The sequence below is a fragment of the Ruminococcus sp. RTP21204st1_B2_RTP21204_210225 genome (genome assembly GCF_040914135.1).
Classification (GTDB): Bacteria; Bacillota; Clostridia; order Oscillospirales; family Ruminococcaceae; genus Hominimerdicola; species Hominimerdicola aceti.
Map to the genome: position 1 here is coordinate 1 of NZ_JBCPGA010000020.1, position 13,290 is coordinate 13,290.

Sequence of the window (13,290 nt, forward strand, 5' to 3'; positions counted from 1 at the left end):
TATACCACAAAAAAGACTGCTTTCCTACCCTTTTAAGGGTGGTTGCAGTCTTTTTTTATTGCGCGTTTTTTTACAGCGCCTTTTTTGCACAATTTTCAATATCCGCACAACATTATTGTAGGGGCTGGCGCCCTTGACAGCCTGCATTTATTTTACAATATTTTGACACTATACAGGCACAAAATAGCCGTCAATATGCTCTTTGTCAAGCCCCTCGCCAATGACGATAAACACCGCCTGACCTCGCTCTATAGGCTTAACAGTGATGTTCTTGTGGGTGGCGTTAAGCTCAAGCCACTTGCCCTCAGCGTTTTGCATAAAGCCTTTTACACGGAATATCCTTCCGCACTTGCTGTCGCTCATAAGCCTGCTCACAGCATCTTCCATAGCATTGTCAGGAAGCTTCATATTCATAAAATACAAAGAGGTATAAGCTTTATCTTGGTCGAACCACAGCTTTTCGTGGGAATCCGGCTCATAGCCACTGTTGGCTATCCTTTCCATATCCTCGTCTGTAAGCTCCGACCAATCTTTCATTATTATCTCAGGCTTAGTCATTCTGTGGCAATGGAACTTTTTCTGCACGGCTTCAAGGTGTTTTAGAGTATCCTCAAGCTCCTGCTTTGTGGCTTCCTGACATTTGCTCATGAGAACTATGCCTGCTTCCGAAAGCTGAGAAGCAAGAAGATAATCAGAAGCTTCCGACAAGTTGGTATCAAGGCAGGCATCTGCAATAGTTATAACGCTTCCTATCTCATACCAATTATCAAGAGGTTCTTCTCTGAGCACGTCAAAGAACTCGTCAGCTTCATAGATACCTGACGGCTCCACAATGACCCTGTCAAGACCACGCATACCCATAGCGATAAGCTTAGTCTTAAAACGCCGTCTGTGGCAATCCTTATCAGCCGCCGAGACCATTTCAAGGTCGCAATTCTCGTCCAAAAGCTCCTGCAAAAGAAGCATATCCACATTCACTGCACCGAAATCATTCTCCAACACGCCAATTTTACAGCCCTTACCCAAAAGATAACGGGCATATTTTTTTATAAAAGTGGTCTTCCCTGCTCCGAGAAACCCCGTCACAAGGTCTACCTTGGTTTTCTTTTTCTCTGTGTTCATAGTTAATGCCTCCTAATGGTCATATTATACCACATTGACAGTGCTTTGGCAATGACAGAAATAAAAAAACACGCCTTACACTAAGTAAAGCGTGTTTTGTACAGGGACTCGCCCTACATTGTAAAGTTGGCAACAAAAAAACGCACCCTGCAAGCTCGCAAAGTGCGTAAATACGCTGGTGCGCCAGAAGGGACTCGAACCCCCGACCTACTGGTTCGTAGCCAGTCACTCTATCCAAAAATAAAATCACAAATTTTCTTTCAGTTAAATAAAATATCATGAAAATTGCTGCTAAGACTTCTCTGGCAGCTTTTTTGATGATATTTATACATATCATCAAGCATAGACAGGGTAGCTCCCTGTGCGGCAGGACGTTCTCCCCTGCCGCTTTTTCTGTGCTTAATACGGAGAACTTAAACATTTTCAGAAAGGGTGTTTTTAATGGAGAACACAAAAACAAAGATCGTATCCGTGGCAAATCAGAAAGGCGGAGTTGCCAAAACAACATCGGCATTCAATATTGCCGCTATTCTTGCACAGCGAGAGAAAAGAGTCCTTATGATAGACCTTGACCCTCAGAGCAGTTTGTCGGTATCGTGCATGAAGTACGAATATGACCCTGACGATATCACTATCACTGAGCTTATGTCATCTATCATAAATAAGAAAACCGTTGATTTCAAGACGGCTGTACACCACAACGAGCCGAACAACATTGACTATATTCCTGCGACTATAACACTTTCAGGAATTGAAGTTGACCTGTGTAGAACACGCTGCTGTGAAATGGTGCTGAAGCGTGTCATTAGTAATTACATCGGCTGCTATGACTACATCATCATAGATTGCCCTCCGTCACTGAGCAACTTGCTCTACAATGCGCTTTCCGCCGCAGATATGGTCTTGATACCTGTGCTTGCTCAGGAAATGGCATTGAGCGGAATACCGCTTCTTCTTGACAGCATTGACGATATCCATGAGTATGCTAACCCTGACCTTGAAATACTCGGAGTATTCGCAACATGGACAGAGAAAAACAACACAATGTCAGCTGAAGTAATTGAGTCAATAAAAGCCGCATTCAATGATAAATACCTTGGCAGCATAAGCAAGTCAAAAGCAGCTCAGGACAGCAGCCGTGAGGGCATCGCCCTTTGCAACTATAAAATCAGCAGCACAAATAAATACAAGAATATGCTCGCAGACGAGTATCGTGTAATAGCTGACAAAATAGAGTGTGTCACGGTGACACACTAAGGAGGTTTCAATATGATAGATATAAAACGCTCCGCTAATCGTCCAAGAGCTAACTTCTCGAATAACTTTGAGGAGCTTCTCATGGATAAGCAAAAGGTGGTTTCACTGCCTATGTCAAAAATTGAGCCTTTCAGCTTTAATGGTGATCCACAGCCCTTTGCAATAGATGAAAATGAGATATCTGCACTTGCTGACTCTATTTCAAAGTGTGGACTTATCACACCGATAATAGTTCGCAGCATTAGCAGCAACAGCTATCAGATACTCAGCGGTCATAAAAGATACGCCGCCTGCAAAAAGCTTATGTACCTTGACATTGACGCCGTTGTTATCGAAGTCACTGATGATAACGTGGCTTTCGATATAGTCTGCCAGGCAAACATTCAGCGAAAAGAGCCACGTCCAAGCGAGCTTTCAAAAATGTTCAATACATACTTAAGTCTGAGGAAAAATGTTTCAGCAGACCTGACAGTAAATGAGATAAGCAATATGTTCGGTATATCCAGAAAAACCATTTACCGCTATGCAAATATCTCAAATCTTGATAATGGGTTAGCAGAGCTTATAGACAGCAAATCTATTCAGATAAAGTTCATTGAGCCGCTTGCAAAGCTCAGTTCTGAGCAACAGAAAGCCATAGCAGACTATTACAATTATGACGAACGGCTCAGTTCAAAAGAGCTGACATTGGTTATAGAGCAAATGACAGACAACGGAAGCAGTGATATCTATGATATCATAAAAGCTATAAGAAATCTGTCTGAAAAGAAAAAAGAGCCATACAAGAACAGCTTATACAATGAGATGTATATCAAAAAGCCGTTATGTATGCAGAACATGACCGAGAGTGAGCTTGACAAGATAATGTATGAGCTGCTTGATAAATATCTTGAAAACAATTTCAAGAGTACAAAAAAAGTTACCACAAACGAAAAATAATATGATATAATCATAGCACAGGAGGAAAAGTAATGAACATGACGTTCAAAATAGACATAGACCGCAGAAAAGTTGAAGCTATCCGCTGCTATATGCCAGACGGAAACATCGAAGAGTTGCTCAATGAGGAGATAACCAAAGCCGCAGAAAATGTTGTGAACAGGCTTTACAGCAAGACCGTGCCGAAAAAGGTTCAGGAATATCTCAGAAAATCAGCGGAGATTAAAACTGATAGCAAGAAAAAGACGGAGCAAGTCAATGAGTAGCGGTGTCATAAAAACATTTGGCAGCAATCATCAAACCGCTTTATATATGGCTAAAGACAAACGGCTGTATGAGATAGTATCAATAGACAATGATTGTGCTGTGATGGCGGCATTTAATGATACGTTTGCGGTGGCTGCGAAGCCGTTTCTTGATGAAGTAAACAATGTAATAGACTATTCGAGCATTGAATACTTTGACCGCATATCACAGGCAAAAAGCTACAGTGATAGACTTCACAAGTGCTTTGACAGCTGCTCCAAAGCAGAAGAAAACATCAAAGAACAATGTGTCACGGTGACACACTCAGATAACATCACTCAAAAACATAAAAGTTTGTAATTGAAAGAGGAGGACCATTATGAACGAAAACAGGAATTTTAACGAAGATTTTGAAATCGAGCAGGCAGGACCAGAAGATGTTGGCTGCGATCTTTTTGAGTATGAGCTTACTCCAGAGGGTACATACGTCCCGAAGATAGCATACACAAGTGACCCCGAAGAAGAAAAGCTTCTCAAAAAGCCTATCCGCAGATGGGGACGTGCATGGATGAAATGGATGGAAGCAGAATACCCAGCAGACGTTGACATTCTCGTGTGCGAATGCCGTTGGCAGATCATTCCGAGAGAAATAGATATCGAAGCTGAGGAGAGGTTTAACGAGCTTGACGAGATCTACAGAAAAGATCACCCACGTCCTACAGAGTTCAATGCTATACGCAAGTGGGAAAAGGAAAGGCTTATGACGCTCGAACATCAGGTCATGGAGGAGATCGTTTATAAGCGCAGAGAATGAAAAATTTCTCCAGTGTGTCACCGTGACACAAAAGTATATAAAAAAGATATCCACTTTATTGACATTGGCTCAAAAATCTGATAAAATAAAGGTGAAAAGAGAATGATAATAACTGATGAAAAGCTAAAAGGGTCCATTGAGGATAAAATGGCTATCGCTGACAGCTTTAACCTTATGGACGATGACTTCTTTGCCGTGGTAATGCGTGACAAAGCTGCATGTTCATATACACTAAGCAGACTTCTTGACAAAAAGCTCAATGTCATTAAAGTTGATACGCAATATGCCATAAGAAATTACAACGGACATTCGGTAGTGCTTGACGCACTTGCCGAGGACGAGGAGCATAAGCTATATAACATAGAAGTTCAGGTCAAAAACAAAGATTATCACCCCAAAAGGGTAAGATACTATCAGGCAAGTCTTGATACTCTGTTTCTTGAGAAAAATCAGAATTACAAAGAGCTGCCTGAGTTGTATCTGATATTTATTTCGGCTACTGACTGGCTGAAAGGCGGCAAATGCAAATACACGGTTCGCCGAATGGTCGATGAAACACATCAGAAAATTGACAACGGCGTACACGAATATTACTTTAATGCAGCAGTTGATGACGGCAGCTCTCTTGCCAAGCTACTGCAATATCTAAAGAACAGCAGTGCTGACAACAGCTCTTTCGGAGAGCTGTCAAAGGCAGTATACAACCACAAAAGAACAGCGAAAGGAGCGGATAGTATGTGTGAGGCTGTTGAAAACTATGGATATAGGAAAGAGGCTGAGGGCAGAGCTGAAGGCAGAGCCTACGAAATAATCGCTCTTATGTTGGAAACTGGAGCAGACGATGAAGCGATAATTGCAAGGTTGATGTCACGGCTTGAGATTTCCAAAGAAAGAGCTATAGAATACTATAACGCTTACAAGAAGCAAGAGGGTAAAGCTGAAAAGTAATTTTGTCCGTGGACAAAGCAGAACAGAATATGATTATAAGGACACTTGAATTTCAGGTGTCCTTTTTTGTTGACAAATGTCACTTTAAATGATAAAATGGGAGAATGAGGAATGATTTGGTATACTATATTTATAATCATATTTCTGTTTGGAATATTGTACATTTCAAATAACAAGAAGAACAGCAGCGAATTAGTAACATCTATTATTGATAAGTTTTGCTTACTAGCATTATATGTTATATCAACAAAACTTACTAAGCGGCTTATTCCCCAACTGACGGTTACCTTATTAATGGATATATATATTGTTCTGAGGGAAAAATACTGCAGTCCTTTATCTAAGACACAGAAAATAATTTTATTGAGTATAACCAATTTTCTTTTAATTTTTCTATGTTGGAAGTGGATTTATGAACTTACTTAAAACTACATTCGAATACAAACGTAAGGACACTTGAGTTTCAGGTGTCCTTTTTTGTTGACAAAAGTCACTTTAAATGATAAAATGGGAGGAAACAATGAATGATAAGGTGAAGAAGAAAATGAAACCAAGGATATTTATTAGTTCAACATTTTATGATCTAAAATACATAAGAGAAGAACTTATGAGATTTATAGTTAGTAAAAATTATGAGCCAATATTATTTGAAAATGGAAATATTGGCTATACACCCAATAGAGCGTTGGATATTTCCTGCTATGAAGCAATGAAAAATTCAGACATGGCTATTTTGATAATAGGTGGCAAATATGGATCTCCATCGACAACTGATAACAACGAATTTGAAGAATATGTTTCTGTCACAAGGAAAGAATTCAGATCAGCAAATGAGAGCAAAATTCCTATATACACCTTTGTTGACAGCAAAGTATTTACCGAATATGAACTATATGAGCGAAATATAAATGAGTCTGAAGCGATATTAAACATTAAGTTCAATAATGCTGATAACATTAATATCTTTAAGTTTATAAATGAAATAAAAATTTTAGGATTACCAATGTTTCAGTTTTTGACAATAAATGATATAGAACACATACTGAACGAGCAATGGGCTGATCTCATGAAAAAATATCTCACCCAGCTTCGTGAACAGAAAACGGCAGAAACGCTGCAAGATATATTGGAAAAGCTGGAGAACACTATTGGCGGAATTGATAATAAGGTCACTTTAGTAAGCAATAAATTGTATGATGGCAAACACGATGATTTCGACAATGAGCTTACAGTATTAACATTAAGCAACAGGATAAAAGCAAACATTAGAATATTTGAAAATAAAAGTTATAGCAAAGAAGAAAACATTAAAATGTTATTCGATGCATTGATATATGCTTTTTCTTTCATTTCAAAAGTCAAAGACATTTCAAGCAAAGAGTTTTCTGATATAATAGACAATTCTCTAAAACATAAGAATATACAATTCTGCAACCTGAATCATGATTTGCGTCGAAATGCCGACCTCTTTAATGCTGTTGCTAATAATACTAAGCTATATAATGATGTGTTATCTAAGTTAATGGAGAATTATGACGTTCTCGTCCGACAGTAAACCAAAAGTTAAACTTAATACAAACGTAAGGACACTTGAAATCTCAGGTGTCCTTTTTTTATAAAAAGGAGTAATTAGACCATGGAAAGAATATTTTACATTTCACTGGGTGCAAGTCTTTGTATAACAGGAATTTGGGCAATAATCAGAGAATTTATTCCTGAGAAATACAGACTTTTCAAGAAAGGCAGGAAAGAAAAATGATTTTTCAAGATGGAGAACACGAGGAACTGTTTAATAAGTTGTGCAAGAAAATGCCCTATCTTGACGGCTATCACTTGTCACTTGCTTATCTCCTCACGATGGACGCTGTTTTGCGTAATCATATTGGCGCACTATATGACGTAAAAAAAGATGTTATTATTTTCGAGGGTTTGAACAAGCCTTTTCAGACAAGCACAAGCAGAAAAACAACACGCTTGGCATTCAACCTTTGGGACGGCTCAGTGTATGACTCAGATCCTCCTGAAACATATATCAACGAGGACGGCGAGAAAGTATATATTCCGAGCGAGTATTATGCGCCTGACAATATCTTTAACTGCACCTATGCGCCATACTATATGGAAGCGCTCAAGATGAGATTCGAGATTTTTATGTAAGTAATGAAGGTAATGATATGAAAGCTAAGAACTATTGTCCTGAATTTGAAGAATACAAAACCATACGTCAGTGGGCGCTCTTAGGACAGCTACCGAAAAAGGACGCTAAAGGCGTTGAGCTTTGGGCAAATAGGAATTGTCAAGCCTCATATGTGTACTATAGCCCTGATGAGGTAGATCCTGCAACAGAAAAAGAGTTGCAGGATTTTTTTCAGCCTGAGAGGGACAGAAAAAATAAGCTGGCAAGACTTAACCGCAAGTGGCGTAAAGAAGCCGAGGAAAAGAAACGCCAAGAGGAGCAGAAAAAGATTTTTGACGAAGCGGTTGAAGCTGCCTTATTGCCTTATAGAAAATTGATATGGAGATTAACCGAGAAAACGAAAGAGCTTTATCCGAAAAAAGAGTATCCACAGGCAATTGTTATAGACACCGAAACCACAGGACTTGACCCTTTTCATGATGAGCTATTGCAGGTATCTATCATTGATGAGGAAGGAAACGTTCTTTTTGACAGCTACTTCAAGCCACTCAAGCACAAAGAATGGTCAAAAGCAGAAAGTGTTAATCATATCTCGCCTAAAATGGTAGCGGATGCACCATATATAAACGAGAAAGCCGCTGAACTATATGCGATATTATCGCAGGCACATTGGATAATCGGCTATAACGTTGATTTTGATTTGAGATTTCTCATGGGAAGCGATATCATAACAGATGAGGAGTACAATGCATTTCGTACTGAAGATGTGATGATACAATTTGCTGAAATTTACGGTGAATACAGTGTGTATCATGAGGATTATAAATGGCAGAAACTCACAACAGCGGCAGCGTACTATGATTATGATTGGAACGTGAAAGGAATTGAAGCACATAATAGCCTTGCGGATTGTTTTGCAACATTGTTTGTTTATCATAAAATACTTAGTGAAGAATAGCAGATAATTGACACATGATGAATAATATGGTAGAATGGAGTGTGTGCGATGTTACTCAATACATCTCAGTTAAAAGAGCTGTATAACAGATATGACAAGAAAAATAGTTCACTCATATCGATACCATTCTCAGCAATATCTGATGAGCCGTTAAAATTTTATAAATGGTATGCAGCTCTATTTCAAATCGAACTAAACGTCAAAGCGTTTGCTGATGTTGACAGCAAACAGATCATAATATATAAAGGATATCATCAATGCGATAAATGCTCAAAATTAAACAGCAATATTTGACATCACAAATCAATTGTGATATAATCTAGTTTGGAAAAGGTAAACTTAAACGGTAGGCGGTGTCCTCCCACACGGAATGGTCTGAATATTGTCAGCCGAAAGGCTCAGGCAAAATAGGATATTCGGGAGGTGATAGAATGGACTTAGCTTTCTTTGTCTTGACTATCGTGCTGATTGTCGCTCTCAACGAGCTGATAAAAAGCATAAAAAAATAACCGCCCTCGACCAAAAGTTGCGGTTATTTTTTACATAATCAAAAACTGAGGACAACCGTCTATACGGTTTACCTTTTCTATATATAAGTATACATCACTTTAAGATATATGTCAAGTCTAAAAAAGGAGGAAAACCATATGAAGAACACAATGAAAGCCATAGCCGCCTTGATAATCAGTGCGACAATGATAAGCATAACCGCCTGCGGCAACACAGACAACACATCATCAGCCCCTCCAAAGGCAACCACAACGGCTTCAAGCACAGAAGCTTCGGCAACTACCACAACGGAAGCCACACTGACCTCTCAGAGTGAGGAAACAGCTTCCCTTTCGGCTACCACAACGGGAACGTCTGCAAGCACAAAAAGCACAAGCAGTTCTAAATCTTCGACTGCTCCAAAGAACACCGCAAAGGCGAACAGCTCTAAGGCAAGCAACGGCGGAACAGTAAATAACGGCGGTCAGAGCTATAGCCACAGCACCGCAAACAACGGCTCAGGCAACAACAGCTACAGCAATAACAATAACAACAGCTATCAGCCTCAGCAGACGGAACGTCAGACAGAAAGACAGACAGAACGTCAGACAACGACTACAAGACAGACAACAACGGCAAAGAAAACGCAAGCTCCGAAGCCAAAGCCGACTACAACTACAACTGCTAAACCAAAGTTTAAGCTGACACAGAATGATATAGACAGAGTGGTTAAGGAACTTCAACAATATAGTAATGAAACTTGTGACTTTGACGCTATCTTCTATACAGAGCAGGAAATGTGGGATAACATAGCCACAAGAAATCTTGACAATTCATCGTGGGGTACTCCTTACACAGTATTGCCTGACACATATTCATCATGTGACGAACTATATGGTGTTGTAAAAGGCGGTATTAAAGATTTGTATGGGCGAATAGGTAATGACCAAGCTCACATAGTTGTGTATCAGCAATGGCACGGCGATGGCTCAGCAATAAACTCAGGTGGAAAGCCTGCATGGGAAATATACCTCCTTTACTGATATAAAATAAACTGAATAGAGTTTAAAAGCAATTCGATTTTCTTTCGGATTGCTTTTTTTATTGCGGAAATTCAAGTCCTATGGGCTTTTTAGATAGATAAAAAATTTTTAGGAGGAAAACAAATGAAAAAGAAAAGTCTTTTCAAACGTCTGAGCAGTGCTGCAATGGCTCTCCTGCTCAGCTTGTCGGCATTAACGCAGGGCATAACAGCCTCAGCGTTCTCCGATACCAACAAGGCAAGTCAGCAGTGGCTTAACGAATGGAGCTATGACTTCAGAGGTTCGGGTCTGCCTAACGGCTATGACATTGAAACAGGCAAGTCAAATGACACCCACTTCACAGGCTATTGGGCAAGCTCAGTGCCGTATTTCTCAACATCAGACGGCAGCTATGCTTATTGTATCAACTTTGACAAGCAGCATACAAGCGGAACAACATCTAAGCAGGAAAAACTTGAGGACTATGTGAAAAAAGCATATGTGCCTGACGCAATGAGAAGGCAAATAAAAGAGTTTACCATTTACAGCTACAAGGGCAAAACTCAGTACGGCTACTCAAAAGACACAGAGATATGTGCTTCAAGCATAATGGCTCAGGCTGTTTCGGCAAGATATTATGATGAGTCTACAACCGGACTTTCAAGCAACGAAACAAAGTTGCTAAACGCCTACAGCTATAACGGAAGTAATGCAAGCAGTCATCATAAGGAATTGGTTGACTGCTACAAAAAGATGAAAGCTGAAATGCTTTCGCACTATGATGTACCAAGCGGAACATCAAAGGCGTCTTACGGCAAGCCGCTCGACAAAGCTTCATATCCTGCAAAATATGATGTCAAGACAGGCAAGTGGACAGCAAAGCTCAAGCTTGACAGCCTTTCACAGTTCTCAGTTTCAAAGCCGAACTCAGTGACTGTTACACGTTCAGGCTCAGATATGACTATCACAGCAGACAATGAGAAAGATCTGAAAAACGTTGTTTTCACGCTCACAAAGACAAAGGGCAAGTATGTTGAACACATAGACGAGTGTTCACCTCTTATCCTTTCGGGCGGCTCAGACGTTCAGGAAATGGTGGTTTCCTGCTATGAGGACAAAGACCCTGTAAAGGCTTATCTGAAAATAACAACACCAATAGGTTCAGCTCACCTTGACAAGAGCTTCACAGACTATTTCGACAACAAGCAGACAGGCACAGCGGATATGTACAAAGCCGTTAAGTTCCAACTTGTCTGCAAAATCGGTGACAGCTACAAGTTTGTAAAGGCAACTGGAAAGGACGGAAGCTACAGCTTCACTGACCTCGCTTCACAGGCTACAGACCTTACGCCAAACAATAAGGGTGATATTGATGTAACAGGTCTGCCAGAGGGCGATTATGAGTGGAGAGAAATATCCACGGCAGACGGATATATGATTTCATCAAAGAAAGCTATCACTGTTACCGCTGACAAGACGGCTAAAACGGAGTTCGTCAACAAGGCTTCTGCTCCTGACAAGGGCAAGATAACAATTCACAAGCGTGACGCTGAAACAAGAGCTGACCTCGAAGGCGCAAAGTTTGAAGTGGCAGCAGCCGAGGATATCTACGTTGGCAATGGCTATTGTATCTATCCGAAAGGAACAGTTATCGACACCATAACCACAGGCACAGACGGCATAGCTGAAACAACAAAGGCTATCTACAAGGGCTACAGCTACACTGTAACTGAGATACAGCCACCAAAGGGCTATTCAATTTCTGACGAGCCTACACAGACTATCAAGCTTGTTGAACAGCAGGCGGAGTTCGTTGTAGATTTTGAAAACGAGCAAAACACTATTCCTTTTGAGATAACAAAGACTGACATTTCAACAGGTGAGCTTATCCCTGATTGCACCTTTGAAATTCTTAATGAAAATAAAGAACAGGTCATCACAGGAACAACGGACGAGAACGGCATTGCACATTTTCAACTCGCCATAGGCAAATATTTCTATCGTGAGATTTCAGCACCTGATATCTATGAAATTGACGATACTCCTTATCCGTTCGAAATAACAGAAAACGATGATATCGTCAAGGCTGAAATGACAAACAAGAAGAAAAGTGGCTCTATCAAGGTCACAAAGACAACAACAGGAAATCTCAATATCGAGGGCATTAAGTTCTTTGCAACAGGCATTTCAGACACTAACAAGGACTTGAAGTTTGAAGCGACAACAAATGAAAATGGCGTAGCAATGTTTGATAAGCTTGTTATCGGCAAGTATGTCATCACAGAGGACGGCTCTACAGTGCCTGCGGCTTACCTCACTGCTGATGAGCAGGAAGTAACAGTTGAATACAACGAAACAGCAGAGGTTTCTTTCGAAAACGAGGAAAAGACAGGCTCTATCAAGGTTCAGAAAAGGACTGAGGGTCAGAAGAATGTTGAGGGTATCACATTCTATCTGAAGGGTACATCAGACAGCGGCAGAGAGATAAACATTCCTGCGACTACCGATAAAGACGGCGTAGCAGTTTTTGAGAACGTACCGATAGGTACATACAGTATCATCGAGGACGAAGAAACAGTGCCATACGGCTATCTCGTTGCCGATGAAAAAGAGGTCACTGTTATCTACTCAGAAACTGTTGACGCAGAAATAATCAACAACGAGCAGACAGGTACTATCAAGGTACACAAGAGAACAGAGGGTGATCTGAATATTTCAGGTATAACCTTCTATCTGAAGGGAACATCAGACAGCGGACGTGAGATAAACATTCCTGCAACTACCGATAAAGACGGCGTAGCTGTCTTTGAAAACGTACCGGTAGGCACATACATGGTTATCGAAGACGAAAAAACAGTTCCATACGGCTATCTTGTTGCTGCCGAAAAAGAGGTCACAATAACATATGCTGAAACTGTTGATACTGATATACTCAACGAGGAGCAGACAGGAACAATACAGATTCATAAGAAAACCGCCGATATGTCTAACGTTGAGGGTATCAGATTTATTCTTTCGGGCATTTCCGATACAGGTCGAGAGATAAACATTCCTGCGATCACCGACAAGGACGGACTTGCGAAGTTTGAGGGCGTTCCAGTTGGTACATACACTATCACAGAGGACGGCTCTACAGTGCCATACGGCTATTTGGTGGCTGACTCCAAACAGGTGACAGTGGCATATGCACAGACTGTTGACACAGATATGGTAAATGAGAAAGCTCCTGATACGCCGAACACAGGCGTAACGGACAATGACACAGACGGTAGAACAGCACTGTGCAGCGTGGCTATCATTCTCGCAGGAGCTGCGGTCCTGATGTTCAGCCGAAAGAAAAAGGAAAGATAATTGATGC

At 40.6% G+C, this 13,290-nt stretch carries 14 protein-coding genes; 12 read left to right on the plus strand and 2 right to left on the minus strand.

The features are described 5' to 3' along the window. Positions 1-168: 168 nt before the first annotated feature. Complete coding sequence (locus AB5123_RS08425; protein WP_286961654.1) at positions 169-1,122, minus strand: GTP-binding protein; 954 nt, start codon at positions 1,120-1,122, stop codon at positions 169-171. A gap of 441 nt (positions 1,123-1,563) precedes the next feature. Here AB5123_RS08425 and AB5123_RS08430 point away from each other — a divergent pair, with 441 nt between their 5' ends. From AB5123_RS08430 to AB5123_RS08480, 11 genes are all read left to right on the plus strand, one after another. Beyond that, a complete protein-coding gene (locus tag AB5123_RS08430; RefSeq protein WP_195249568.1) occupies positions 1,564-2,379 on the plus strand; it encodes a ParA family protein in 816 nt (271 codons plus the stop codon). A gap of 12 nt (positions 2,380-2,391) precedes the next feature. After that, positions 2,392-3,318, plus strand: coding sequence for a ParB/RepB/Spo0J family partition protein (locus tag AB5123_RS08435; protein WP_278946415.1), 927 nt, complete (start codon positions 2,392-2,394; stop codon positions 3,316-3,318). Between the two features lie 32 nt (positions 3,319-3,350). Further along, a complete protein-coding gene (locus AB5123_RS08440; protein ID WP_117865781.1) occupies positions 3,351-3,584 on the plus strand; it encodes a hypothetical protein in 234 nt (77 codons plus the stop codon). After that, positions 3,577-3,924 carry a hypothetical protein gene (locus tag AB5123_RS08445; RefSeq protein ID WP_278649629.1) on the plus strand — a complete coding sequence of 116 codons (348 nt, stop codon included), beginning with the start codon at positions 3,577-3,579 and terminating at the stop codon, positions 3,922-3,924. The genes AB5123_RS08440 and AB5123_RS08445 overlap by 8 nt, the downstream gene beginning before the upstream one ends. Before the next feature lie 19 nt (positions 3,925-3,943). After that, positions 3,944-4,378 (plus strand): TnpV protein, encoded by a 435-nt coding sequence (locus tag AB5123_RS08450; RefSeq protein ID WP_038672325.1) that lies wholly within the window; start codon positions 3,944-3,946, stop codon positions 4,376-4,378. A 102-nt stretch (positions 4,379-4,480) separates the two neighbouring features. Continuing rightward, positions 4,481-5,326 (plus strand): PD-(D/E)XK nuclease family transposase, encoded by an 846-nt coding sequence (locus AB5123_RS08455; RefSeq protein WP_278339919.1) that lies wholly within the window; start codon positions 4,481-4,483, stop codon positions 5,324-5,326. A 520-nt stretch (positions 5,327-5,846) separates the two neighbouring features. Continuing rightward, positions 5,847-6,881 (plus strand): DUF4062 domain-containing protein, encoded by a 1,035-nt coding sequence (locus tag AB5123_RS08460; protein ID WP_329963625.1) that lies wholly within the window; start codon positions 5,847-5,849, stop codon positions 6,879-6,881. An 81-nt stretch (positions 6,882-6,962) separates the two neighbouring features. Further along, on the plus strand, positions 6,963-7,085 hold the full coding sequence (locus AB5123_RS08465; protein WP_278634926.1) for a hypothetical protein: 123 nt from the start codon (positions 6,963-6,965) through the stop codon (positions 7,083-7,085). Then, positions 7,082-7,483, plus strand: coding sequence for a DUF6075 family protein (locus AB5123_RS08470; protein WP_368364696.1), 402 nt, complete (start codon positions 7,082-7,084; stop codon positions 7,481-7,483). Before AB5123_RS08465 ends, AB5123_RS08470 begins: the two co-directional genes overlap by 4 nt. 17 nt (positions 7,484-7,500) lie before the next feature. Continuing rightward, the gene (locus AB5123_RS08475; RefSeq protein ID WP_368364697.1) at positions 7,501-8,421 is read left to right on the plus strand and encodes an exonuclease domain-containing protein; all 921 of its coding nucleotides are present in this window, start codon (positions 7,501-7,503) and stop codon (positions 8,419-8,421) included. Positions 8,422-9,068: 647 nt separating this feature from the next. Beyond that, entirely contained in the window at positions 9,069-9,953 is an 885-nt protein-coding gene (locus AB5123_RS08480) for a hypothetical protein (protein ID WP_368364699.1), read from the plus strand. A 461-nt stretch (positions 9,954-10,414) separates the two neighbouring features. Here the strand turns inward: AB5123_RS08480 and AB5123_RS08485 are convergent, their stop codons facing one another. Then, on the minus strand, positions 10,415-10,474 hold the full coding sequence (locus AB5123_RS08485; protein WP_117865854.1) for a SipW-dependent-type signal peptide-containing protein: 60 nt from the start codon (positions 10,472-10,474) through the stop codon (positions 10,415-10,417). Positions 10,475-11,156: 682 nt separating this feature from the next. Here AB5123_RS08485 and AB5123_RS08490 point away from each other — a divergent pair. Then, positions 11,157-13,283 (plus strand): SpaA isopeptide-forming pilin-related protein, encoded by a 2,127-nt coding sequence (locus AB5123_RS08490; RefSeq protein ID WP_368364707.1) that lies wholly within the window; start codon positions 11,157-11,159, stop codon positions 13,281-13,283. Positions 13,284-13,290: the final 7 nt, after the last annotated feature.